This window comes from Delftia sp. PE138, assembly GCF_018320755.1.
Taxonomy (GTDB): Bacteria; Pseudomonadota; Gammaproteobacteria; order Burkholderiales; family Burkholderiaceae_C; genus Comamonas; species Comamonas tsuruhatensis.
The window spans coordinates 15,598-36,402 of sequence record NZ_JABEPN010000018.1 but is presented as its reverse complement, the minus strand read 5'-3'; the positions used below and the strand labels follow the sequence as shown (position 1 = coordinate 36,402).

Here is a 20,805-nt window from a genome sequence, read left to right as displayed (position 1 = left end):
AAGCCCGGCTCCATCAAGCCCCACACCCACTTCACGGCTGAGGTGTACGTGCTGTCCAAGGACGAAGGTGGTCGCCACACTCCGTTCTTCAACAACTACCGTCCCCAGTTCTATTTCCGCACGACCGACGTGACCGGCTCCATCGAGCTGCCCGCCGACAAGGAAATGGTGATGCCTGGCGATAACGTGTCGATCACCGTCAAGCTGATCGCCCCCATCGCCATGGAAGAAGGTCTGCGCTTCGCTATCCGCGAAGGCGGCCGTACCGTGGGCGCTGGCGTGGTTGCCAAGATCATTGCGTAATTCTTAGAAAACTAGGAATACACAATGTCCAAGCAAAAAATCCGCATCCGCCTGAAGGCGTTTGACTACAAGCTGATCGACCAGTCGGCTGCTGAAATCGTTGACACTGCCAAGCGCACCGGCGCCATCGTCAAGGGTCCCGTGCCCCTGCCGACACGCATGAAGCGCTTCGACATCCTGCGCTCGCCGCACGTCAACAAGACCAGCCGCGACCAGTTCGAAATCCGCACTCACCAGCGCCTGATGGACATCGTTGACCCGACTGACAAGACGGTTGACGCTCTGATGAAGCTGGACCTGCCCGCAGGTGTGGACGTCGAGATCAAGCTGCAATAAGTACTTCACAGGCCCCTTGCGGGGCCGTTGAAGGGCTTTGATTTAACGCGAACTTGCTTGAAAAGGCAGTTCGCGTTAAAATTTGGGGCTTCGCCTTTCTTGAGCGAAGTTTTATCAACCTTCTTTCGTGCGCAAGGCCTTGGACATCTGGGGCGGGAGCGCAACGCTGGGCCAATTGCAGTTTCAGCGGCGGAAGTTTTGGAGCAAACAAATGAGTCTGAGCAACTCCCTCGGGTTGCTGGGTCGCAAGGTGGGCATGATGCGTCTGTTCACTGATGATGGGGACGCAGTGCCTGTCACAGTGGTGGATGTGTCGAACAACCGCGTGACTCAGGTCAAAACCCAAGAGAACGATGGCTACGTGGCCCTGCAGGTCACTTTCGGTTCGCGCAAGGCATCTCGCGTGACCAAGCCAGAAGCCGGCCACCTTGCCAAGGCAGGTGTCGAAGCCGGTGAAGTGATGGGTGAATTCCGCGTGACCGAAGAAACCGCTGGCAAGTACGCCGCAGGCTCCGTCCTGCCCGTCGCCGAGCTGTTCTCGGTGGGCCAGAAGGTGGACGTGCAAGGCACTTCCATCGGTAAGGGCTTCGCCGGCACCATCAAGCGTCACAACTTCCGCTCGCAGCGCGCCTCGCACGGCAACAGCCGTTCGCACAATGTTCCCGGCTCCATCTCGATGGCCCAGGATCCAGGTCGCGTGTTCCCGGGCAAGAAGATGACCGGCCACATGGGCGATGAAACCATCACCACCCAAAATCTCGACGTGGTTCGCATTGACGAAGCACGCCAACTGCTCTTGATCAAGGGCGCTGTTCCGGGCTCCAAGGGTGGCTTCGTGACGGTGCGCCCCGCCATCAAGGCCAAAGCTTCCAAGGGAGCGAACTAATGCAGCTCGAACTCCTGAATGAACAAGGCCAGGCCGCATCCAAGTTTGATGCGCCCGAGACTGTTTTCGGCCGTGAATTCAACGAAGACCTCGTCCACCAGATCGTGATCGCCTACCGTGCCAACGCACGCCAGGGCACTCGCGCTCAGAAGGACCGCGAGCAGGTTCGTCACACGACCGCCAAGCCGTTCAAGCAAAAGGGCACCGGCCGTGCTCGTGCCGGTATGTCCTCCTCGCCTCTGTGGCGTGGCGGCGGCCGCATCTTCCCGAATCTGCCTGAAGAAAACTTCACGCAGAAGATCAACAAGAAGATGTACCGCGCCGGCATGGTTGCCATCCTGTCGCAGCTGGCCCGCGAAGGCCGTCTGGCCGTGGTGGACTCGCTCAAGCTCGAAAGCCCCAAGACCAAGGTGCTGGCCGACAAGTTCAAGGCCATGAACCTGGAATCGGTCATGGTGATCGCTGAAGAAGTCGACGAGAACCTGTACCTGGCTTCCCGCAATCTGAAGAACGTGTTCGTGGTCGAGCCGCGCTACGCCGACCCCGTGTCGCTGGTGCACTACAAGAAAGTGCTCGTCACCAAGGGTGCGATCGACAAACTCAAGGAGATGTTCGAATGAGCACGCTCAAGTTTGACGAAGGTCGTCTGATGCAGGTGTTGGTTGCTCCCATCGTGTCCGAAAAGGCCACCATGGTTGCAGAGAAGTCCAACGCCGTGACGTTCAAGGTGCTGCAGAGCGCCACCAAGCATGAAATCAAGGCCGCCGTGGAACTGATGTTCAAGGTGGAAGTTGCTGGTGTCTCCGTGGTGAACATCAAGGGCAAGACCAAGCGCTTTGGCAAGACCACCGGCCGCCGCGACCACGTTCGCAAGGCCTACGTGATGCTCAAGCCCGGTCAAGAGCTGAACCTGTCCGGGGAGGCTGCGTAATCATGGCTGTTATCAAGCTCAAACCGACGACCCCCGGCCAACGCGGCACGGTCAAGGTCACGCGTGACCATCTGCACAAGGGTGCAGGTTTCGCCCCCCTGCTGGAGCCTCAGCACCAGAAGTCGGGCCGTAACAACAACGGTCACATCACCACCCGTCACAAGGGCGGTGGCCACAAGCACCACTATCGCGTGGTGGACTTCAAGCGCACCAAGGACGGCATCCCCGCCAAGGTCGAGCGCATTGAGTACGACCCCAACCGTACGGCCCACATCGCTCTGGTGTGCTATGCCGACGGCGAGCGTCGCTACATCATTGCTCCGCGCAACCTGGAAGTCGGCGCAACGATCGTCAGCGGTTCGGAAGCCCCGATCCGCGTGGGCAACACCCTGCCGATCCGCAACATCCCCGTGGGTTCGACCATCCACTGCATCGAACTGAAGATCGGCGCTGGCGCGCAGATCGCCCGTTCGGCTGGTACGTCGGCTACGCTGCTGGCCCGTGAAGGCATCTACGCCCAAGTGCGTATGCGTTCCGGCGAAGTGCGCAAGGTGCACATCGAATGCCGCGCGACCATCGGTGAAGTCGCCAACGAAGAGCACAGCCTGCGCCGTCTGGGCAAGGCCGGTGTGAAGCGCTGGATGGGTATCCGCCCGACCGTTCGCGGCGTGGTGATGAACCCTGTCGATCACCCGCACGGTGGTGGTGAAGGCAAGACCGGTGAAGGTCGTCACGCTGTTGACCCATGGGGCAACCTGACGAAGGGCTACCGTACCCGTAACAACAAGCGCACGCAGTCGATGATTGTGTCGCGTCGTAAGAAGTAAAGGGTAGCAAATGACTCGTTCTCTTAAAAAGGGTCCGTTTGTTGACCATCACTTGCTGGCAAAGGCCGAGAAGGCCGTCGCCACCAAGGACAAGAAGCCCGTCAAGACCTGGTCGCGTCGCTCCATGGTTCTGCCCGAGTTCATCGGTCTGACCATTGCCGTGCACAACGGCAAGCAGCACGTGCCCGTGTATGTGACTGACCAGATGGTCGGCCACAAGCTCGGCGAATTCGCGCTGACCCGTACCTTCAAGGGTCACCCGGCGGACAAAAAAGCCAAGAAGTAAGGAATAGAACATGTCTGAAACACGTGCTGTTCTCCGTGGCGTCCGCCTGTCTGTGGACAAGGGTCGCCTGGTCGCGGACCTGATCCGCGGCAAGAAAGTGGACCAAGCCCTGAACATCCTGACGTTCACGCAGAAAAAAGCTGCCGTGATCATCAAGAAGGTGCTCGAGTCCGCCATCGCCAACGCCGAGCACAACGACGGCGCCGACATCGACGAACTGAAGGTCAAGACCATCTTCGTCGAACAAGGCACCACGCTCAAGCGCTTCACCGCGCGTGCAAAGGGCCGCGGCAATCGCATCAGCAAGCCCACGTGCCACGTGTACGTGACGGTTGGCAACTGAAAGGCCTGGGAAGAATATGGGACAGAAAATCCATCCTACCGGCTTCCGCCTGGCTGTTAGCCGCAACTGGGCCAGCCGTTGGTACGCAAGCAACCGCGACTTCGCCGGCATGCTGGCCGAAGACATCAAGGTGCGCGAGTTCCTGAAGGCCAAGCTGAAGAACGCCGCCGTGTCGCGCATCCTGATCGAGCGTCCTGCAAAGAACGCCCGCATCACGATCTTCTCGGCACGTCCTGGTGTCGTGATCGGCAAGAAGGGCGAGGACATCGAGAACCTGAAGAAGGAACTCGCAACCCGTCTGGGCGTGCCCGTGGCTGTGAACATCGAAGAAGTGCGCAAGCCTGAAATCGATGCCAAGCTGATCGCCGACTCGATCTGCCAGCAGCTCGAAAAGCGCATCATGTTCCGCCGCGCCATGAAGCGTGCGATGCAAAACGCCATGCGTCTGGGTGCCCAAGGCATCAAGATCATGTCTTCGGGCCGTCTGAACGGTATCGAAATTGCACGCTGCGAGTGGTACCGCGAAGGCCGTGTGCCACTTCACACGCTGCGCGCCGACATCGACTATGGCTTCTCCGAAGCCAAGACGACCTACGGTGTGATCGGTGTGAAGGTCTGGGTCTACAAGGGTGACACGCTGGGTCGTAACGACCTGCCGGCAGCCGAGACCCCCCGCCCCGAAGAAGAGCGTCGTCCTCGCGGCCCCCGTCGCGATGGTCGCGGCGATGGTCGTCGTGACGGTGCTGGCCGTGGTGCCCGCCGCCCCGCAGGCGCTAACGCAGCACCTGCAGACGGCAGCGACAAGCCCGCCGGCGCTGGCGCTGATTCCGTTAAGCGCGTTCGCAAGACTGACGCGCCCGCTACAGCAGCGGACGGTAAAGGAGAATAAAGATGCTGCAACCTGCTCGCCGCAAATACCGCAAGGAGCAAAAGGGTCGCAACACCGGTATTGCAACGCGTGGTAACTCCGTTGCTTTCGGTGACTTCGGCCTGAAGTCCACTGACCGTGGTCGCCTGACGGCACGTCAGATCGAAGCGGCTCGCCGCGCGATCTCGCGTCACGTCAAGCGCGGCGGTCGTATCTGGATCCGCGTGTTCCCGGACAAGCCAATCTCTACCAAGCCCGCAGAAGTGCGTATGGGTAACGGTAAGGGCAACCCCGAGTACTACGTGGCCGAAATCCAGCCCGGCAAGGTGCTCTACGAAATCGTGGGCGTCCCTGAAGAGCTGGCTCGTGAAGCGTTCCGCCTGGCCGCTGCAAAGCTGCCGCTGCGTACGACCTTCGTGTCCCGTCAAATTGGTGCCTAAGGAGAACAACATGACGAAAGCTGCTGAACTCCGCCAAAAAGACGTTGCCGGCCTGGAAGCCGAAGTGAAGTCCCTGCAAAAGGCTCACTTTGGTCTGCGTATGCAAAAGGCCACGCAACAGCTGGGTAACACGAACACGCTGCGTACCACGCGCCGTGACATCGCCCGCGCCAAGACCATCCTTGCTGAAAAGCAAGCCGCCAAGTAATCAGGAAGCCGACATGACGGAAGCTAAAAAATCCCTCAAGCGCACCTTGATTGGCAAGGTGGTCAGCGACAAGCGTGCCAAGACCGTGACGGTCATGGTTGAACGCCGCGTCAAGCACCCGATCTATGACAAGATCATGATCAAGTCCAGCAAGTACCACGCTCACGACGAGCAAGGTGAGTACAAGCTGGGCGACGTGATCGAAATCACGGAAAGCCGCCCGCTGTCCAAGACCAAGAACTGGGTTGCTACCCGCTTGGTGCAAAAGGCTGCTCTGGTGTAAGCCTACCTAGGCCCACCGGCTGCAAAGCCACAGGAAACGACCCACAATGTGGGTCGTTTTTTCGTTTGGGGACCGCCATTTCGGCGGCCCCCGGTTTTGCACCACAAAGGAGATAGAGATGATCAAAGTCGGAGATGCCCTGCCCGCTGCCACCCTGATGGAATACGTGGAAGTCGAAGGCAATGGCTGCAGCATCGGCCCCAACCCCGTGAAGCTGCCCGAAGCCGCTGCAGGCAAGACCATCGCGGTCTTCGCCGTGCCCGGTGCATTCACTCCCACCTGCTCGGCCAAGCATGTGCCCGGCTTCGTGGAGCAGGCCGAAGCCTTCAAGGCTGCCGGCGTGGACGAGATCTGGTGCCTGTCGGTCAACGACGCCTTCGTGATGGGCGCATGGGCCCGCGACCAGAAGACCGATGGCAAGGTGCGCATGCTGGCCGACGGCGACGCCGCATTCGCCAAGGCCACCGGCCTGACGCTGGATCTGAACGGCAAGGGCCTGGGCCTGCGCAGCAACCGCTATTCCATGCTGGTCAAGGACGGCAAGGTCGTCACGCTGAACGTGGAAGGCCCTGGCAAGTTCGAGGTCAGCGACGCGGCCACTTTGCTGGGCCAGGCCAAGGCCTGATCGCGCTGCAGGCCTTCTGGCCTGTGCACCGCGCTATTGCGAAAAAAAAGGCATTGCACCCGGGTGCAATGCCTTTTTGTATTGGGGGCGCTGGTTCAGCCAGGCCGGCCTAGAAGATATCGGCCTTGAGGTAGTGCGCCCCCGCGATGGGGTTGTGATAGTAGGGCGGGATTTCCTCGAAGCCCAGATCGACGTAGAGGGCGCGGGCCGATTCCATGTCGTCCAGCGTGTCCAGCAGCACATGGTCATAGCCGGCCTGGCGCGCCACATCAAGCATGGCTTCGGCCAGCTGCCGACCCAGTCCGAAACCGCGAAAGGCCTTGCGCACGAACAGGCGCCTCATCTCGGCGGCATTGGCGTAGTCGCAGTTGTCCAGGGGTCGCAGGGCGCAGCAGCCGGCCACTGCGCCATCGACCCTGGCCAGCAGGATGTGGCCGCGCGGCGCAGCGTAGTCGCCGGGCAGATCGGCGATCTCGGCCTCGAAATCTTGAAATTGCAGATCGACATCCAGGCTTGCAGCGTACTCCCGGAAGATCTGGCGGACTTCGTCCCAGTCTTCCGCGGGATTCGGCGCCAGCAAGGCGACAGCAGGCTTGTCCACGGGCACTCAGCTAAAACGACGGAAAGCGCAGTGTAGCGGCAAGCGGCCCACCTCTGGCTGCGCCGTCAGAAAGCGCCACCAAGCTGCTGTACCCACCATGCCGCAGCGCCTGCCCCGAAGGCCAGGGCCAAGGCCAGCCAACGGCTGCCTGCCGTGTCGCGTGAGGCGGGTACTGGCGCGGACAACTGTTTGTCCCCGGTCACCATGGCTCGCACCAGGCCGCGCCCGCGCCAAGCATAGAACACGATGGCCAGAAGATGCAGGGCCACCAGTGCGTACAGCAAATACTGTCCCCAATGCGCGTGATAGGCCGTGGCCTGCGCCACCGTGCCGCCCGATGCGAAGCGGCTCAGCGGCCCGGAGAACGCAATCTCGTCATCGCTGAGCAATCCGCTGCCTACCTGGGCGATCAGCACCGCCAGCATGGCCAGCACGGACAGAGCGCCCAACGGGCTGTGGCCTGCGCTGTCGCTCTCCGCTCCTTGTCCGCGCAGATGGCGCAGCAGGGCGGAAGGTGCATGGATGAAGCTGGCAAAGCGCGACCAGCGGCCACCCACCAGGCCCCACAACAGGCGAAACAGCAGCAAGGCCAGCATGACATGGCCCAGCAGCAGATGCCAGTTCATGGCATTGCCGCCCAGTTTGGCCGTCACGACCAGGGCAATCACGGTTGCGGCCAGCAGCCAGTGAAACAGCCGGGTGGGCAGGTCCCAGATGCGGACCTTGTGCTTGGCGGCGCCTTGTGCGGTCGGTTCTTGTGCCATGGCATGAGCGTGTGGGTGGGAATGAGTGCATTGTGCCGACCTGCATTCCGGAGCCGGCAGTCAATGCACCCTGGCTGCGGTCAATCAAAGCTGCGCCCGCAAGGCGTCACTGCCATACTGACCGGCAGATTTCCCCACACTCGAAAAGGAAAACCACGATGAAGAAAGTTTCTGCATGGGCGCTGGCCGCCCTGGTGGCCGCTACCGCGCTGCCGGCTTCCGCCCAGTTTGCCAAGTCCGAGGACGCCATCAAGTACCGCCAGGGCGCGCTGGCCGTGCTGGGCCAGCACTTCGGTCGCCTGGGTGCGATGGCGAACGGAAAGATCCCCTTCGATGCCAAGGCGGCCCAGGAAAACGCCGAGGTGGTGGCCTTCATGGCCAAGCTGCCCTGGGCAGGTTTCGGCGCAGGCACGGAGGGTGGAAAGGCCAAGCCTGAAATCTGGAAGGAGCAGGCCAAGTTCCAGGATCTGTCGGAGAAGATGCAGGCCGAGACTGTCAAGCTCGCTGCTGCGGCCAAGTCCGGCAACCTGGACCAGCTCAAGGCGGCCTTCGGCCCGGCCGCTGCCAGCTGCAAGGCCTGCCACGACAGCTTCCGCAGCCGCTGATCGGCATGCAGATGCAAAAAAACCGGCGTGATGCCGGTTTTTTTCTGGGCTTGCCTGCGCCGTATCAGGCTTCGGCCAGCAGTTTCTCGATCAGCCGGTGCAACTCGGCGAAGTCAGGCGCTCCCACATAGCGCTTCACGATGTCGCCGCGCTTGTTGACGATGTAGGTGGTGGGCGTCAGCTGCACATCACCCCAGGCGCGGGCCACGGCGCCGGTGTTGTCCAGCGCCACCTTGAACGGCAGCTTGCGCGAATCGGCGAAGTTCACCACATAGCTGGGCGGGTCGTAGCTCATGGCCACGGCCAGGGTCTCGAAGCCCTGGCCCTGGAATTTCCGGTGGGTGGCGACGATCTCCGGCATCTCGGCCACGCAGGTGGTGCAGCTGGTGGCCCAGAAATTGACCAGCGTCACCTTGCCCTTGAAATCGGCCGTGGTCTGCTTGCTGCCATCCAGCAGCACGAAGGTCGATTGCGGCGCCGCCGTCTGGCCTGCGCCCGAATACACCCATGCGCCCATTCCGGCGGCTGCGGCGATCACCACGCCTGCGATCCAATGTTTGCTTGCCATAGCGACGATTGTGCCCAAAGTTGTGCCCGTAGGCCTGCACGCATGCCGTGCACCGCGTTTCGATGCGCGGCAAGGGCAAAAGTTCGGGTCTCGGTCAAGCGGGCCGTGTCGATAATGCCGGCATGACATTGATGGAAAGCTTTTTGATCCCCATGGCAAGGCTCCGCGCTCCTGCCATGCGGCTTGCTGCCGCTGTGCTGGTGTTGACGCCCTTGGCCGCATGCAGTCCCCGGCTGGATTGGCGGCAGGTTGCGGTCGAGGGCACGCCACTGCGTGTGCTTTTGCCTTGCGATCCGCAATCGGCCACCCGGCCGGTGGAACTGGGCCAGGGCATGGGCACGGTGCAGATGTCCATGATGGGATGCGACGCCGATGCGTCCACCTACGCGGTTTCCCACTTCCTGGTCAGCGAGCCCTCCAGGGCCGCCGAGATGCTGTCGTACTGGCAGGCGGCCGTGCTCGGTCAGATGAATCCGGGTGCGCCGGGACAGGCGCCGGCCGGCGCCAAGCAATTGCGCTCCAAGGAAGATGGCTCCTTCGTGCCTGCAGGCGCCTTGAATCTGCCGCAGTCGCTGCGCACCACGTTTGAAGGCGTGGGTCCCCAGGGCTGGAAGCTCACGGCCCATGGCGTGTGGTTTGCACGAATGGAGCCGGCGGGCGCGCGCCTCTACCATGCCGTGATCTACAGCGACAAGCCGCGCACAGACGAGGCCAACAACTTCTTCGCCAGCCTGCAACTGCAGTAGCAACAGGTTTGGAGCCACGGATGCGGGAGGCAACTGTGGCATGGAGCGCAGCGCAGGCGCGCCGTTTGCCCTGCATGCGCCTTCGCACGCCATAATCGACTCCGAACCCTGTGACTTCATGACCACGCGCATCCTTTTGTTCACCCACGCACCTTTGGCCCAGGCACTGCGCGAATGCGCCCTGCATGTGTTCGCCGACAGTGCCGAGGACGTCCTTGCCCTGGATGTGCCCGCTCAGGAGCCGCCCGAGGCCACCCTGATGCGTGCCGAGCAGTTGCTTGAAGACCATGGCGGCCTGCTGGGGCTGCCCACGCTGGTGCTGACCGACCTCTTTGGTGCGACGCCCTGCAACGTGGCGCAGCGCCTTGTGGCGCAACTGCCTGCCGGGCGGCTGGTGGCCGGAGTGAACTTGCCCATGCTGCTGCGCTCCATAGGCTATCGCCACGAGGCGCTGGAAGCCGTGGCCGAGCGTGCCTTGGCGGGAGGCAGCCATGGGGTGATGCAGGTGGGCGTGAACACGCCTCAGAACCAGAGTCCGCGACCATCCAATGATCAAGACCCCTATCACCATCAGCAATAAACTGGGCCTGCACGCCCGCGCCTCCGCCAAGCTCACCAAGCTTGCAGGCAGCTTTCCCTGCGAAGTCTGGATGAGCAAGGGCGAGCGGCGCATCAATGCCAAGAGCATCATGGGCGTGATGATGCTGGCTGCCGGCATGGGCTCCGAGGTGCTGCTGGAGACCGACGGAGCACAGGAGCAGGAAGCCATGGATGCGCTGACCGCCCTGATCAACGACAAGTTTGGCGAAGGCCAGTAATGTGCCTTTGCGGCGCTGGCAGGCGGTGAGCGCAACAGAGCAACACGCGCTGGAACTGGACGATGCCGCATTGCGACGGTCCGGGGCCTGCGCAGCAGCAGGCAAAGGACAGGCGCAATGACGTTTGCAATCCACGGACTGGCCGTGTCACGGGGTATCGCCATAGGGCGTGCGGTGGTGGTGGCCTCCAGCCGCATGGAGGTGGTGCACTACTTCATCCGGCCCGACCAGGTGGACGCGGAAATCGACCGTGCCCGCAGTGCGCGCAATGCCGTCATCGACGAGCTGCGCCGCCTGCAGGATGAAATGCCCAAGGATGCGCCGGGCGAGCTCGATGCCTTGCTCGACGTCCACCTGCTGCTTTTGCAGGACGAGGCCCTGGCCGCCGCCATCAAGCACTGGATATCCGATCGCCTCTACAACGCCGAATGGGCGCTGACCACGCAGCTGGAGGTCGTCTCGCGCCAGTTCGACGAGATGGAGGACGAATACCTGCGCGAGCGCAAGGCGGACCTCGAGCAGGTGGTCGAGCGCATCCTGCGCCATATGAAGGGCATGGCCAGCCCCGTGCCCGCACCGGCCGAGCTGTTGGCAGTCGAGGCAACGGGGGAGGGCACGCCGCCGCAGCAGCCGCTGCTGCTCGATGGCGCCACCGAGGCGCCGCTGGTTCTGGTGGCGCAGGACCTGTCGCCAGTGGACATGCTGCAGTTCAAGAGCCGGTTGTTTGCCGGCTTCATCACGGCCGTGGGTGGCCGCACTTCGCACACGGCCATCGTGGCGCGCAGCATGGACATTCCTGCCGTGGTCGGCGCCCGGGCTGCGGGGCAACTGATCCGCCAGGACGACTGGATCATCATCGACGGCAATGCAGGGGTCGTCATCGTCGATCCCTCACCCATCATCCTGGCCGAATATGGCTTTCGCCAGCGCCAGAACGAGCTCGAGCGCGAGCGCCTCTCGCGCCTGCGCCACACGCCTGCGCTGACGCTGGACGGAGAGCGTATCGAGCTGCTGGCCAACATCGAGCAGCCCGGCGACGGGCCTGCGGCCGTGCATGCGGGCGCGGTGGGCGTGGGGCTGTTCCGCACGGAATTCCTGTTCATGGGGCGTGGCGGCAACCTGCCCGGCGAGGAAGAGCAATACCGGGCCTACCGCGAAGCCGTGGATGGAATGCAGGGCATGCCCGTGACCATTCGCACGCTGGACGTGGGCGCCGACAAGCCGCTGGACAAGGCCCAGCCCAAGGACTACTACCTGAACCCCGCGCTGGGTCTGCGCGCCATCCGCTGGAGCCTGGCCGATCCGGCCATGTTCCGCACCCAGCTGCGCGCCATCCTGCGTGCTGCCGCGCATGGGCAGATCCATCTGCTGTTCCCCATGCTGGCCCACCAAAGCGAGATCGAGCAGACCCTGGCCCATGTGAGGTTGGCGCAAAGCGAGCTTGACGCGCGCGGCGTGGCGCACGGCCCGGTCAAGCTGGGCGCCATGATCGAGGTGCCTGCGGCAGCGCTGATCGTGCGCACCTTCCTGCGCTATTTCGACTTCCTGTCCATCGGCACCAACGACCTGATCCAGTACACGCTGGCCATCGACCGCGCCGACGAGACCGTGGCCCATCTCTACGATCCCCTGCATCCCGCCGTGCTCAAGCTGGTGGCGGATGTGATCGCCGAAGGACGGGCGCAAGGCAAGAGCGTCTGTGTCTGCGGGGAGACCGCCGGCGATGTGGCCATGACGCGCCTGCTGCTGGGCCTGGGCCTGCGCAGCTTTTCCATGCATCCGGCGCAGATCCTGGTCGTCAAGCAGGAAATCTTGCGTGCCGACACACGCAAGCTAGCCGCCTGGGCGCAGGAAGTCCTTCGTTCGGACAGCCCGGCAGCGCTGCTGAGCCCATGACTTCGGTCGAGTGAAGGCGCGAGGCAAAAAAATCACAACTTCAGTTGCGATTGATTCTCATTCGATGTTATGATCCGCTCCAATGCAGCAAGAAGCTCTCTGGTGGGGAATTCGAGCTGCAAGCTTTTTCAGTTTCATCGTGGGGCGACTCGCCAGGCCTGTTCAGCCTGCAGCAAGTCGGTTTGCCAGCCAGCGGTCTGCCGGTTAGCCAGGCTTTTTTTCTACGTGGAACGGGAAAGCACGATTGCATTCAATTCAAGCAGGGCATGCACGTTGGCCCTGCTTTTTTATTGCCTTCAACTGCGTCGGCATCAGTTGTGTTCCGGCTCAGGATGGCCTCGCACGACAAAGCGCCGCGAAAACCCCAGGGGGCGCGTGACGGCGCGCGGATCGCCAAGAAATGGCAGCCGGAATCCAGGTTCCTGCAGGATTTCGACACTCCAGTCCGTATTTCCCATGAATCGAAATCGCACCAGCGATCGTTCGTCCGATGGCAGCAACGAGAAGCTGCCCGTGGAATACATGCTGCCTATCACGGCCTTGTCGAGTGCCTGCAAATTCTCGTCGAGCAGCGTGATCCGCAGCATCTCCTCCATGGGCGTGTCATCGGTGGTGAACAGAAGGTAGAGGTCGTTCCATTGAAAGGCTGCCTCGAGAATGGTGCCGTCCACCAGAATGGGCGTTGCATTCCCGTTGAGCACCAGGCGGCTTTGCGGTACCTGCCCTGCAGGATGGGATGCGGCGGGCTGCAGTGACAACTGCCGGTCGGAGAGGATGCGCATCTGTTGTCCTGAAGTTTCACCAGAGGAATTCGACGCCTATGGCAGCCAGTGCCCCGCCGACAAATGCGCCGATCACCACGCAGGCAGGTGCCCCGGGCCCGCAGGCCAGCCCGGCCAGGGCACCACCTGCCATGCCTCCACCGATCCCGGCACCTGTGACGGCCAATTCCTTGCCGGCGGCCTCCACCTTGTTGTCTGCGTTGGCGATGGTGTAGACCGATACCGCAATGGAGAAGACCAGGAGGCCGCGTCCTGCCCGGGAGAGCGTGCGCATTCTCTGGGTGATGGCGGCATTGGACTTGCCGGCGGATTTGACGATTTCGCCATACACGGCGTTTTGCTGGGCCGCCGTGAGGCGATCGAACCGCACGTTGGGGCCGTGCAATTGCTGGGCCTTGCGGGCAATCAGCTCATTGAGCGTCTTGCCCTCGCTCTTGATGCGTTGCGCCATGGCTCTGCCCACGGGGGTGCTGCGGCCTCGGATGATCTCCATGATGACATTGCGGGCCTCCTGGGCCTGTTGTGCAGCCTGTCCCCAGGTGATGCGGCCGCTCGTGGCCTGCAACTGAAGCTCGTTGGCCATGGCCTGAATCTGTCGGGCATAGGCCAGGCGTGCAGATGAGTCCAGCGAGAGATGCACCCCGGCATTGGCAACCTCTGCTTTCAGTGCCTGTATGGCGGCATCGAATGCTGCACGGTCCTTTTGCTCGTCATTGGCCATATGCATTTATCCCTTTGTCAATGGATCGGCGCCCGAACGCCCGAAATCCTGGATTTCATGTCGTTGAGCCGCATTCCTGGGTCGTTTGGATTTTTTTGAATGCAGAAAGCATTCGGAAAATCGGCATCATAAAGAGATCGGGAAATTCATCAACCGAGATGCCGGTGACACATGGCATCGATTGTTTGTTGCTGAATGTGTATTCAGGTCAAAACCGGCGCCTGAATGCCATGCCTCCAGACATGAAAAAGGGGATGGCCTGCAAAGGCCATCCCCGAAGTGCGTGAAGAAGGCCGCCCTGCAGGCAGGCGGCCATCGCCGGCTCAGACGCCGGCGGCGTGTGCCTGCTGGTCCGCGTGGTAGCTCGAGCGCACCATGGCGCCCACGGCTGCATGCGTGAAGCCCATCTTGTACGCCTCTTCCTCGAACATCTTGAAGGTGTCGGGGTGCACGTAGCGACGCACCGGCAGGTGGCTGTTGCTGGGTGCCAGGTATTGGCCGATGGTCAGCATGTCGATGTCATGCGCACGCATGTCGCGCATGACCTGCAGGATTTCCTCATCGGTCTCGCCCAGGCCGACCATGATGCCGCTCTTGGTCGGAACCTTGGGGTGCAAGGCCTTGAACTTCTTGAGCAGGTTCAGCGAGAACTGGTAGTCCGAGCCGGGACGCGCTTCCTTGTACAGGCGCGGTGCGGTCTCCAGGTTGTGGTTCATCACATCGGGAGGCGCGGCCTTGAGGATTTCCAGCGCACGGTCGTCGCGGCCACGGAAGTCGGGCACCAGGATCTCGATCTGGGTCAGCGGCGAGAGCTCGCGGATGTTCTTGATGCACTCGACGAAGTGGCCCGAGCCGCCATCGCGCAGGTCGTCGCGATCCACGCTGGTGATGACCACGTATTTCAGCCGCAGCTCGGCAATCGTCTTGGCGAGGTTGAGCGGTTCGTTGGTGTCCAGCGGGTCGGGACGGCCGTGACCCACATCGCAGAACGGGCAGCGGCGCGTGCACTTGTCGCCCATGATCATGAAGGTGGCCGTGCCCTTGCCAAAGCACTCGCCGATGTTGGGGCAGGAGGCTTCCTCGCAGACCGTGTGCAGCTTGTTGGCGCGCAGGATGTCCTTGATCTCGTAGAAGCGCGTGGTGGGGCTGCCCGCCTTGACGCGGATCCACTCGGGCTTCTTGAGTGCTTCGCCATGCTCGACCTTGATCGGGATGCGCGAAAGCTTCGCTGCCGCCTTCTGCTTGGCCAGCGGGTTGTACTCGGCTTGTGACTGCGCTTCGCGCACGACGGTGTTGGTGGTCATGGTTCTGGATTCAGGGGGCTAGGCGGCGCTGCAACTGTCGTCCCAGCACGCGCGCGGCTTCGTCCCAGGTTGTCTGAACGCCGATTGTAGAAAGGTCCACCGTTTGCAGCCCTGCGTAGCCGCAAGGGTTGATCCGGCCGTAGGGTTCCAGGTCCATGGCGGCGTTCAATGCAACGCCGTGATAGGTGCAATGCCGGCTGACCTTGATGCCCAGGGCTGCAATCTTGCCCAGCCCCGAAAAATCGGGTTGGGGCGCGGGCGAGCCGGGCGCGCGCAGTTGCGGGCGCTGGGGCAGCATGGCATGGCTGCGAGGGTCGTCGAGGCGCACGTAGATGCCGGGGGCGCCTTCCACGCGGTGGCCGGTGATGCCGAAATGCTCCAGCGTGCGGATGACCGCATCCTCGATGCGGAACACGTATTCCTTGACGAAGTAGCCCAGGCGCTGCAGGTCCAGCAAGGGATAGGCGACCACCTGGCCCGGGCCGTGGTAGGTGACCTGTCCGCCGCGGTTGGTGGCCACCACGGGAATGTCGCCAGGGCTCAGCAAGTGGTCACTTTTGCCGGCGAGGCCTTGTGTGAAATGTGCGGAGTGCTCGCATATCCACAGCTCGTCGCGCGTGCCGGCATCGCGTTGGCTGGTGAAGGCCTGCATGGCCTGCACCGTGGCCTCGTAGTCCGTGCGGCCCAGCAGGCGCAGGTCCAATGACTGCGACTGCTGCGCGTCAAGGGTGCTCACAGCACCACTTTCACCAGCGGATGCGAGGTGAAGGCGCGGTACAGATCGTCGAGTTGTTCGCGGCTGGTCGCCGTCACCGTGACGGTGACGCCCAGGTATTTGCCGCTGCTGCTGGGGCGCAATTCAATGGTGCTGACGTCAAAGGCAGGGTCGAAGCGTTGGGCGATCTGGGTGATCTCGTGCACCAGATGCTCGGCCTTGACGCCCATGACCTTGATGGGGAACTGCGACGGGTACTCGATCAGCGAATCCTTGCGAGGGTCCGCGCCCGGCTCGGTGGCTGGGCTGGGGGTAGGGGTGGAGGCGTCGGTCATAGGTGAATCAAGGTTAATCGCTTGGCGTTGGAGGCGATTGTGCGCTATCGTTCGCGGCCATGTCGCAGCCCGGGGCTGCCGCGTCGTCCGCCACGAGAACTCCACACACAACAAACAAGTGGCCTGCGGCGCGAGGCTGGCGCTGTTGGCCGGCTGCCACACAGCCCGGTCGCCGCCTCCGTTTTGGGCATGCCCGTAACAACCCCTATCGTTCGGCAGGGGTTTTTACTTATAATCAGAGGCTTTGTGAAAAAGTCTTGTCTGGTCTGCGGCCTTAGAGAATTCAATGAAAAACTACGCCGCCGACACAGACGCTGACAGGGAACTTGAGGGCGAGGATTCCGACTTCAAGCCCCTGACCTCCGAGGAAGCTCAGGAGTGGCGCACGCGAAACCCGCAGATGTCTGTGTGGCGTTTCGTAGTGGTCCAGGCGGTGGTGGGCGTGCTGGTGGTACTGGTCGCATGGCTGGTGACGGGGCGCGCCGAAGTCGGATGGTCGGCTGCCTACGGTGCCTTGTCGGTGGTATTGCCGGCAGCGCTGTTTGCGCGTGCCGTCGTACGAAAGAGGCCGGGCGGCGCTGCAGCCGCCATGGTGGGAATTTTTGGCTGGGAACTGGTGAAGCTGGTGCTGTGCATTGCCATGCTGGCGGCTGCACCCAAGCTGGTCCCGGGGCTGAGTTGGCTGGCGCTGCTGGCGGGCTTGGTAGTCGTCATGAAAACGTATTGGGTCGCGCTGATAGTGCGATCCAGTGTCCGAAAAACCGATTGATATTTGAAGAGAAGTTGACCGATGGCCGCAGACGCGCACGCACCTACTGCAAGTGAATACATCGTTCACCACCTGCAGCACCTCCAGAACATCAAGCAAAAGTCGATCATCGACTTTTCGGTCATCAACCTGGACTCGATCGTCGTCAGCGCCACGCTGGGCGTGCTGAGCCTGTTCGTGCTGTGGCTTGCCGCGCGCAAGGCCACATCGGGCGTTCCGGGGCGCTTCCAGGCGGCTGTAGAGCTGCTGGTCGAGATGGTGGACAACCAGGCCAAGGCCAACATCCACAACGCGCAAAGCCGCAAGTTCATCGCTCCCCTGGCACTGACCGTGTTCGTGTGGATCTTCATGATGAACGCCATGGACATGCTGCCGGTGGACCTGCTGCCGGTGCTGTGGCAGGGCTTCCAGGGTGACTCGCACGCCTACCTGCGCGTTGTTCCCACGGCTGACCTCTCGACCACGCTGGGCCTGTCCTCGGCCGTGCTGATCCTGTGCTTCTTCTACAGCATCAAGATCAAGGGCATGGGCGGCTGGGCCCACGAACTGGTGACTGCCCCGTTCGGCACCAGCAAGAATCCCGTGTTTGCACTGATCCTGGGTGTCGTGAACCTGGCCATGCAAATCATTGAATATGTCGCCAAGACGGTTTCGCATGGCATGCGACTGTTCGGCAACATGTACGCTGGTGAGTTGGTGTTCTGTCTGATCGCTCTGATGGGCGGTGCGGCTGCCATGTCGCTTTCCGGTGTGTTGCTCCCCTTGGGGCACATCATTGCAGGCTCTATCTGGGCGATCTTCCACATTCTGATCATCACCCTGCAGGCCTTCATTTTCATGATGCTGACGCTGATCTATCTCGGCCAGGCGCATGAAGCCCACTGACCATTTCCTTTCCCTCTCAACCTTTCTCTTTCTTTAATCTCAGGAGTCATCATGGAAAACATTCTCGGTCTCGTCGCTCTGGCTTGTGGTCTGATCGTTGGTCTGGGCGCTATCGGCGCTTCGATCGGTATCGCCCTGATGGGTGGCAAGTTCCTGGAATCGTCGGCACGTCAGCCTGAGCTGATCAACGAACTGCAAACCAAGATGTTCATCTTGGCCGGTCTGATCGACGCTGCCTTCCTGATCGGTGTGGCCATCGCTCTGCTGTTCGCTTTCGCCAACCCCTTCGTCCTGGCCTAAGCTCCGATCAACGCCCTAGATAGAAAGGTGTTGCCGTGAGTATCAACGCGACCCTGTTCGTCCAGGCCATCGTTTTCCTGATCCTGGTGCTGTTCACGATGAAGTTCGTGTGGCCCCCGATCGCGAAGGCGCTGGATGAACGAGCTCTGAAAATCGCCGATGGCCTCGCTGCTGCCGACAAGGCCAAGACCGACCTGGCCGCTGCCAACAAGCGCGTCGAGCAGGAACTGGCCCAGACGCGCAACGAAACGGCATCGCGGCTTGCGGACGCCGAACGCCGTGCCCAGGCCATCATCGAAGAAGCCAAGGCCCGTGCCTCCGAAGAAGGCAACAAGATTGTTGCTGCTGCCCGCGCCGAGGCCGAGCAGCAGACAATCCAGGCCCGTGAAGCCCTGCGCGAGCAAGTGGCTGCGCTGGCCGTCAAGGGCGCCGAGCAGATCCTGCGCAAGGAAGTGGATGCCGGCGTCCATGCCGACCTGCTGAACCGCCTGAAGACCGAGCTGTAAGGAAGAGCAAACATGGCAGAACTCGCCACCATTGCCCGTCCTTACGCAGATGCCCTGTTCAAGGCCAGCACCCAGCAGGGTGCTGACCTGTCCGGCACTGTTGCCTGGGCGGAGGAATTGGCGGCGATTGCCGCCAATCCGCAATTGCGCCAGCTGGCCGACGACCCCAAGGTGACCGACGAACAACTGTTCGACGTCATCAGCGGCGTGGCCGGCTCGGCATTGCCCGATGCCGCACGCAACTTTCTGCGCGTCATCATTGAAAACGGCCGACTGCAAGCCCTGCCAGAAGTGGCGGCCCAGTTTCGCAGCCTCGTGAACCGCGCCGGTGGCTCGTCCGACGCCGTGGTTCAAAGCGCATTCCCCATAGATGCTGCCGCACTGGCCGCACTCGGGACTTCGCTGGAGAAGCGTTTCGGCCGAAAGCTGAACCTGTCGGTGCAGCAAGATCAGTCCCTGATCGGTGGCATCCGCGTCGTGGTGGGTGATGAAGTTCTTGACACCTCCGTCAAGGCCCGCCTGGAACAAATGAAAGCGGCCCTCATTGCGTAACAACGCGACTGAGGTCTCGGCTAACCAAAGCTAAAGAAGGAAAGAGTCATGCAACTCAATCCCGCAGAAATTTCTGAACTGATCAAGAGCCGCATCGAGGGTCTGGCTGGCAGCAGCGACATCCGTAACGAAGGCACCGTGGTTTCGGTGACCGACGGTATCGTGCGCGTGCACGGCCTGTCGGACGTGATGCAAGGCGAAATGCTGGAATTCCCCGCAGGCAAGGACGGCCAGCCCTCCTTCGGCCTGGCGCTGAACCTCGAGCGCGACTCCGTCGGCGCCGTGATTCTGGGCGAGTACGAGCACATCTCCGAAGGCGACACCGTCAAGTGCACGGGCCGCATTCTGGAAGTGCCCGTCGGCCCCGAACTCATCGGCCGCGTGGTCAACGCCCTGGGTCAGCCCATCGACGGCAAGGGCCCGATCAACGCCAAGATGACGGACGTGATCGAGAAGGTCGCTCCCGGCGTGATCGCACGCCAGTCCGTGGACCAGCCCCTGCAGACCGGCATCAAGTCCATCGACTCGATGGTGCCCGTCGGCCGTGGCCAGCGCGAACTGATCATCGGCGACCGCCAGACCGGCAAGACCGCCGTGGCCATCGACGCCATCATCAACCAGAAGGGTCAGGGCGTTACCTGCATCTACGTTGCGATCGGCCAGAAGGCTTCCTCGATCAAGAACGTGGTGCGTGCCCTGGAGCAGGCCGGCGCGATGGAATACACCATCGTCGTGGCTGCCACCGCTTCCGAATCCGCTGCCATGCAGTACGTGTCGGCCTACTCGGGCTGCACGATGGGCGAGTACTTCCGCGACCGCGGCGAAGACGCGCTGATCGTCTATGACGACCTGTCCAAGCAGGCCGTAGCCTACCGCCAGGTTTCGCTGCTGCTGCGCCGTCCCCCGGGCCGCGAAGCCTTCCCCGGCGACGTGTTCTATCTCCACAGCCGCCTGCTCGAGCGCGCAGCCCGCGTGAATGCCGACTATGTCGAAGCCTTCACCAAGGGTGAAGTCAAGGGCAAGACGGGTTCGCTGACGGCTCTGCCCATCATCGAAACCCAGGCGGGTGACGTGTCGGCCTTCGTGCCCACTAACGTGATCTCGATCACGGACGGCCAGATCTTCCTGGAAACCAGCCTGTTCAACGCCGGTATCCGCCCCGCCATCAACGCCGGTATCTCGGTGTCGCGCGTCGGTGGTGCTGCACAGACCAAGCTGGTCAAGGGCCAGTCCGGCGGTATCCGTACCGACCTGGCGCAATACCGTGAGCTGGCTGCCTTCGCGCAGTTCGCCTCCGACCTGGACGAAGCCACCCGCAAGCAGCTCGACCGCGGTGCCCGCGTGACCGAACTGCTCAAGCAGGCCCAGTACAGCCCCCTGTCCACCGCCCTGATGGGCGCTTCGCTGTTCGCAGTGAACAAGGGCTACATGGACGACATCCAGGTCAAGCAAGTGCTGGCTTTCGAGTCTGGTCTGCACCAGTTCCTGAAGACCAGCCACGGCGCCCTGATCGACAAGCTGAACGCTTCCAAGGCCATGGACAAGGATTCCGAAGCCGAATTGAACGCCGCCATCGTTGCGTTCAAGAAGTCGTTCGCTTAA

32 protein-coding genes are annotated in these 20,805 nt (G+C 62.1%); 24 read left to right on the top strand and 8 right to left on the bottom strand.

From position 1 onward, the window contains the following. The 13 genes from HFGMBDPB_RS29510 to HFGMBDPB_RS29450 form a co-directional block, all read left to right on the top strand. On the top strand, positions 1 to 303 hold a 303-nt coding region (locus HFGMBDPB_RS29510), incomplete at its 5' end, for an EF-Tu C-terminal domain-related protein (RefSeq protein WP_502757486.1). Between the two features lie 24 nt (positions 304 to 327). After that, entirely contained in the window at positions 328 to 639 is a 312-nt protein-coding gene (gene rpsJ, locus HFGMBDPB_RS29505) for a 30S ribosomal protein S10 (protein WP_003059431.1), read from the top strand. Positions 640 to 850: 211 nt separating this feature from the next. After that, positions 851 to 1,525, top strand: coding sequence for a 50S ribosomal protein L3 (gene rplC / locus HFGMBDPB_RS29500; RefSeq protein WP_012202329.1), 675 nt, complete (start codon positions 851 to 853; stop codon positions 1,523 to 1,525). Then, positions 1,525 to 2,145, top strand: a complete 621-nt coding sequence (gene rplD, locus HFGMBDPB_RS29495) for a 50S ribosomal protein L4 (RefSeq protein WP_012202330.1) — start codon at positions 1,525 to 1,527, stop codon at positions 2,143 to 2,145. The genes rplC and rplD overlap by 1 nt, the downstream gene beginning before the upstream one ends. Continuing rightward, positions 2,142 to 2,456: a 50S ribosomal protein L23 gene (gene rplW, locus HFGMBDPB_RS29490; protein WP_012202331.1), complete on the top strand. Its 315-nt coding sequence runs from the start codon at positions 2,142 to 2,144 to the stop codon at positions 2,454 to 2,456. The genes rplD and rplW overlap by 4 nt, the downstream gene beginning before the upstream one ends. A gap of 2 nt (positions 2,457 to 2,458) precedes the next feature. After that, the gene (gene rplB, locus HFGMBDPB_RS29485; RefSeq protein ID WP_012202332.1) at positions 2,459 to 3,283 is read left to right on the top strand and encodes a 50S ribosomal protein L2; all 825 of its coding nucleotides are present in this window, start codon (positions 2,459 to 2,461) and stop codon (positions 3,281 to 3,283) included. Positions 3,284 to 3,293: 10 nt separating this feature from the next. Further along, the gene (gene rpsS / locus HFGMBDPB_RS29480) at positions 3,294 to 3,569 is read left to right on the top strand and encodes a 30S ribosomal protein S19 (protein WP_012202333.1); all 276 of its coding nucleotides are present in this window, start codon (positions 3,294 to 3,296) and stop codon (positions 3,567 to 3,569) included. A 10-nt stretch (positions 3,570 to 3,579) separates the two neighbouring features. Continuing rightward, the gene (gene rplV / locus HFGMBDPB_RS29475) at positions 3,580 to 3,912 is read left to right on the top strand and encodes a 50S ribosomal protein L22 (RefSeq protein WP_012202334.1); all 333 of its coding nucleotides are present in this window, start codon (positions 3,580 to 3,582) and stop codon (positions 3,910 to 3,912) included. Between the two features lie 16 nt (positions 3,913 to 3,928). Beyond that, on the top strand, positions 3,929 to 4,801 hold the full coding sequence (rpsC, locus tag HFGMBDPB_RS29470) for a 30S ribosomal protein S3 (protein ID WP_012202335.1): 873 nt from the start codon (positions 3,929 to 3,931) through the stop codon (positions 4,799 to 4,801). A gap of 2 nt (positions 4,802 to 4,803) precedes the next feature. Continuing rightward, positions 4,804 to 5,220: a 50S ribosomal protein L16 gene (rplP, locus tag HFGMBDPB_RS29465; RefSeq protein ID WP_012202336.1), complete on the top strand. Its 417-nt coding sequence runs from the start codon at positions 4,804 to 4,806 to the stop codon at positions 5,218 to 5,220. 10 nt (positions 5,221 to 5,230) lie between these two features. Then, complete coding sequence (gene rpmC, locus HFGMBDPB_RS29460; RefSeq protein ID WP_012202337.1) at positions 5,231 to 5,428, top strand: 50S ribosomal protein L29; 198 nt, start codon at positions 5,231 to 5,233, stop codon at positions 5,426 to 5,428. Positions 5,429 to 5,441: 13 nt separating this feature from the next. Further along, positions 5,442 to 5,711 carry a 30S ribosomal protein S17 gene (rpsQ, locus tag HFGMBDPB_RS29455; RefSeq protein ID WP_016448513.1) on the top strand — a complete coding sequence of 90 codons (270 nt, stop codon included), beginning with the start codon at positions 5,442 to 5,444 and terminating at the stop codon, positions 5,709 to 5,711. 118 nt (positions 5,712 to 5,829) lie between these two features. After that, positions 5,830 to 6,336, top strand: coding sequence for a peroxiredoxin (locus HFGMBDPB_RS29450; RefSeq protein WP_016448512.1), 507 nt, complete (start codon positions 5,830 to 5,832; stop codon positions 6,334 to 6,336). Positions 6,337 to 6,445: 109 nt separating this feature from the next. Here HFGMBDPB_RS29450 and HFGMBDPB_RS29445 read toward each other — a convergent pair whose 3' ends face one another. Then, positions 6,446 to 6,937, bottom strand: a complete 492-nt coding sequence (locus tag HFGMBDPB_RS29445; protein ID WP_016448511.1) for a GNAT family N-acetyltransferase — start codon at positions 6,935 to 6,937, stop codon at positions 6,446 to 6,448. Between the two features lie 65 nt (positions 6,938 to 7,002). Further along, on the bottom strand, positions 7,003 to 7,701 hold the full coding sequence (locus HFGMBDPB_RS29440) for a cytochrome b/b6 domain-containing protein (protein ID WP_043792306.1): 699 nt from the start codon (positions 7,699 to 7,701) through the stop codon (positions 7,003 to 7,005). Between the two features lie 158 nt (positions 7,702 to 7,859). Here HFGMBDPB_RS29440 and HFGMBDPB_RS29435 point away from each other — a divergent pair, with 158 nt between their 5' ends. Continuing rightward, a complete protein-coding gene (locus HFGMBDPB_RS29435) occupies positions 7,860 to 8,306 on the top strand; it encodes a c-type cytochrome (protein WP_016448509.1) in 447 nt (148 codons plus the stop codon). 64 nt (positions 8,307 to 8,370) lie between these two features. On the opposite strand, the gene HFGMBDPB_RS29430 is transcribed toward HFGMBDPB_RS29435, so the two are convergent. Continuing rightward, on the bottom strand, positions 8,371 to 8,874 hold the full coding sequence (locus HFGMBDPB_RS29430) for a TlpA disulfide reductase family protein (protein ID WP_043792309.1): 504 nt from the start codon (positions 8,872 to 8,874) through the stop codon (positions 8,371 to 8,373). A 275-nt stretch (positions 8,875 to 9,149) separates the two neighbouring features. On the opposite strand from HFGMBDPB_RS29430, the gene HFGMBDPB_RS29425 reads away from it, so the two are divergent. The 4 genes from HFGMBDPB_RS29425 (at position 9,150) to ptsP (ending at position 12,334) form a co-directional block, all read left to right on the top strand. Beyond that, on the top strand, positions 9,150 to 9,620 hold the full coding sequence (locus HFGMBDPB_RS29425; RefSeq protein WP_227468475.1) for a hypothetical protein: 471 nt from the start codon (positions 9,150 to 9,152) through the stop codon (positions 9,618 to 9,620). A gap of 118 nt (positions 9,621 to 9,738) precedes the next feature. Then, a complete protein-coding gene (locus HFGMBDPB_RS29420; protein ID WP_026061990.1) occupies positions 9,739 to 10,200 on the top strand; it encodes a PTS sugar transporter subunit IIA in 462 nt (153 codons plus the stop codon). Continuing rightward, positions 10,169 to 10,438, top strand: a complete 270-nt coding sequence (locus tag HFGMBDPB_RS29415) for an HPr family phosphocarrier protein (RefSeq protein ID WP_016448505.1) — start codon at positions 10,169 to 10,171, stop codon at positions 10,436 to 10,438. Before HFGMBDPB_RS29420 ends, HFGMBDPB_RS29415 begins: the two co-directional genes overlap by 32 nt. A gap of 117 nt (positions 10,439 to 10,555) precedes the next feature. Beyond that, positions 10,556 to 12,334 (top strand): phosphoenolpyruvate--protein phosphotransferase, encoded by a 1,779-nt coding sequence (ptsP, locus tag HFGMBDPB_RS29410; protein ID WP_016448504.1) that lies wholly within the window; start codon positions 10,556 to 10,558, stop codon positions 12,332 to 12,334. A gap of 311 nt (positions 12,335 to 12,645) precedes the next feature. Here the strand turns inward: ptsP and HFGMBDPB_RS29405 are convergent, their stop codons facing one another. From HFGMBDPB_RS29405 to HFGMBDPB_RS29385, 5 genes are all read right to left on the bottom strand, one after another. Beyond that, positions 12,646 to 13,116: a hypothetical protein gene (locus HFGMBDPB_RS29405; protein ID WP_046238024.1), complete on the bottom strand. Its 471-nt coding sequence runs from the start codon at positions 13,114 to 13,116 to the stop codon at positions 12,646 to 12,648. 16 nt (positions 13,117 to 13,132) lie between these two features. Next, complete coding sequence (locus HFGMBDPB_RS29400) at positions 13,133 to 13,843, bottom strand: hypothetical protein (protein ID WP_209803516.1); 711 nt, start codon at positions 13,841 to 13,843, stop codon at positions 13,133 to 13,135. Between the two features lie 317 nt (positions 13,844 to 14,160). After that, on the bottom strand, positions 14,161 to 15,141 hold the full coding sequence (gene lipA / locus HFGMBDPB_RS29395; RefSeq protein ID WP_013800257.1) for a lipoyl synthase: 981 nt from the start codon (positions 15,139 to 15,141) through the stop codon (positions 14,161 to 14,163). Positions 15,142 to 15,151: 10 nt separating this feature from the next. Beyond that, a complete protein-coding gene (lipB, locus tag HFGMBDPB_RS29390) occupies positions 15,152 to 15,877 on the bottom strand; it encodes a lipoyl(octanoyl) transferase LipB (RefSeq protein ID WP_016453561.1) in 726 nt (241 codons plus the stop codon). Continuing rightward, positions 15,874 to 16,191: a YbeD family protein gene (locus tag HFGMBDPB_RS29385; RefSeq protein ID WP_212646779.1), complete on the bottom strand. Its 318-nt coding sequence runs from the start codon at positions 16,189 to 16,191 to the stop codon at positions 15,874 to 15,876. The genes lipB and HFGMBDPB_RS29385 overlap by 4 nt, the downstream gene beginning before the upstream one ends. A 286-nt stretch (positions 16,192 to 16,477) precedes the next feature. On the opposite strand from HFGMBDPB_RS29385, the gene HFGMBDPB_RS29380 reads away from it, so the two are divergent. The 6 genes from HFGMBDPB_RS29380 to atpA are packed head-to-tail and all read left to right on the top strand — an operon-like array spanning position 16,478 to position 20,805. Continuing rightward, positions 16,478 to 16,960 (top strand): ATP synthase subunit I, encoded by a 483-nt coding sequence (locus HFGMBDPB_RS29380; protein ID WP_212646778.1) that lies wholly within the window; start codon positions 16,478 to 16,480, stop codon positions 16,958 to 16,960. A 21-nt stretch (positions 16,961 to 16,981) separates the two neighbouring features. Beyond that, positions 16,982 to 17,845, top strand: coding sequence for a F0F1 ATP synthase subunit A (atpB, locus tag HFGMBDPB_RS29375; protein ID WP_016448497.1), 864 nt, complete (start codon positions 16,982 to 16,984; stop codon positions 17,843 to 17,845). 51 nt (positions 17,846 to 17,896) lie between these two features. Next, positions 17,897 to 18,145, top strand: a complete 249-nt coding sequence (gene atpE, locus HFGMBDPB_RS29370; protein ID WP_011803767.1) for a F0F1 ATP synthase subunit C — start codon at positions 17,897 to 17,899, stop codon at positions 18,143 to 18,145. A 35-nt stretch (positions 18,146 to 18,180) separates the two neighbouring features. Beyond that, entirely contained in the window at positions 18,181 to 18,651 is a 471-nt protein-coding gene (locus HFGMBDPB_RS29365) for a F0F1 ATP synthase subunit B (protein ID WP_016448496.1), read from the top strand. 12 nt (positions 18,652 to 18,663) lie between these two features. After that, on the top strand, positions 18,664 to 19,203 hold the full coding sequence (locus HFGMBDPB_RS29360; protein ID WP_012202354.1) for a F0F1 ATP synthase subunit delta: 540 nt from the start codon (positions 18,664 to 18,666) through the stop codon (positions 19,201 to 19,203). A 48-nt stretch (positions 19,204 to 19,251) separates the two neighbouring features. After that, positions 19,252 to 20,805, top strand: coding sequence for a F0F1 ATP synthase subunit alpha (atpA, locus tag HFGMBDPB_RS29355; protein ID WP_016448495.1), 1,554 nt, complete (start codon positions 19,252 to 19,254; stop codon positions 20,803 to 20,805).

Coding starts and splice junctions, on each gene's coding strand:
- atpA (WP_016448495.1), top strand. CDS start 19,252: ATGCAACTCAATCCCGCAGAAATTTCTGAACTGATCAAGAGCCGCATC.
- rpsQ (WP_016448513.1), top strand. CDS start 5,442: ATGACGGAAGCTAAAAAATCCCTCAAGCGCACCTTGATTGGCAAGGTG.
- HFGMBDPB_RS29385 (WP_212646779.1), bottom strand. CDS start 16,191: ATGACCGACGCCTCCACCCCTACCCCCAGCCCAGCCACCGAGCCGGGC.
- atpB (WP_016448497.1), top strand. CDS start 16,982: ATGGCCGCAGACGCGCACGCACCTACTGCAAGTGAATACATCGTTCAC.
- HFGMBDPB_RS29415 (WP_016448505.1), top strand. CDS start 10,169: ATGATCAAGACCCCTATCACCATCAGCAATAAACTGGGCCTGCACGCC.
- atpE (WP_011803767.1), top strand. CDS start 17,897: ATGGAAAACATTCTCGGTCTCGTCGCTCTGGCTTGTGGTCTGATCGTT.
- rplC (WP_012202329.1), top strand. CDS start 851: ATGAGTCTGAGCAACTCCCTCGGGTTGCTGGGTCGCAAGGTGGGCATG.
- rplW (WP_012202331.1), top strand. CDS start 2,142: ATGAGCACGCTCAAGTTTGACGAAGGTCGTCTGATGCAGGTGTTGGTT.
- rpsS (WP_012202333.1), top strand. CDS start 3,294: ATGACTCGTTCTCTTAAAAAGGGTCCGTTTGTTGACCATCACTTGCTG.
- ptsP (WP_016448504.1), top strand. CDS start 10,556: ATGACGTTTGCAATCCACGGACTGGCCGTGTCACGGGGTATCGCCATA.
- rpsC (WP_012202335.1), top strand. CDS start 3,929: ATGGGACAGAAAATCCATCCTACCGGCTTCCGCCTGGCTGTTAGCCGC.
- rplP (WP_012202336.1), top strand. CDS start 4,804: ATGCTGCAACCTGCTCGCCGCAAATACCGCAAGGAGCAAAAGGGTCGC.
- HFGMBDPB_RS29440 (WP_043792306.1), bottom strand. CDS start 7,701: ATGGCACAAGAACCGACCGCACAAGGCGCCGCCAAGCACAAGGTCCGC.
- rplD (WP_012202330.1), top strand. CDS start 1,525: ATGCAGCTCGAACTCCTGAATGAACAAGGCCAGGCCGCATCCAAGTTT.
- HFGMBDPB_RS29435 (WP_016448509.1), top strand. CDS start 7,860: ATGAAGAAAGTTTCTGCATGGGCGCTGGCCGCCCTGGTGGCCGCTACC.
- HFGMBDPB_RS29405 (WP_046238024.1), bottom strand. CDS start 13,116: ATGCGCATCCTCTCCGACCGGCAGTTGTCACTGCAGCCCGCCGCATCC.
- HFGMBDPB_RS29450 (WP_016448512.1), top strand. CDS start 5,830: ATGATCAAAGTCGGAGATGCCCTGCCCGCTGCCACCCTGATGGAATAC.
- HFGMBDPB_RS29420 (WP_026061990.1), top strand. CDS start 9,739: ATGACCACGCGCATCCTTTTGTTCACCCACGCACCTTTGGCCCAGGCA.
- rpmC (WP_012202337.1), top strand. CDS start 5,231: ATGACGAAAGCTGCTGAACTCCGCCAAAAAGACGTTGCCGGCCTGGAA.
- HFGMBDPB_RS29380 (WP_212646778.1), top strand. CDS start 16,478: ATGAAAAACTACGCCGCCGACACAGACGCTGACAGGGAACTTGAGGGC.
- rplV (WP_012202334.1), top strand. CDS start 3,580: ATGTCTGAAACACGTGCTGTTCTCCGTGGCGTCCGCCTGTCTGTGGAC.
- HFGMBDPB_RS29360 (WP_012202354.1), top strand. CDS start 18,664: ATGGCAGAACTCGCCACCATTGCCCGTCCTTACGCAGATGCCCTGTTC.
- rplB (WP_012202332.1), top strand. CDS start 2,459: ATGGCTGTTATCAAGCTCAAACCGACGACCCCCGGCCAACGCGGCACG.
- HFGMBDPB_RS29400 (WP_209803516.1), bottom strand. CDS start 13,843: ATGCATATGGCCAATGACGAGCAAAAGGACCGTGCAGCATTCGATGCC.
- rpsJ (WP_003059431.1), top strand. CDS start 328: ATGTCCAAGCAAAAAATCCGCATCCGCCTGAAGGCGTTTGACTACAAG.
- lipA (WP_013800257.1), bottom strand. CDS start 15,141: ATGACCACCAACACCGTCGTGCGCGAAGCGCAGTCACAAGCCGAGTAC.
- HFGMBDPB_RS29430 (WP_043792309.1), bottom strand. CDS start 8,874: ATGGCAAGCAAACATTGGATCGCAGGCGTGGTGATCGCCGCAGCCGCC.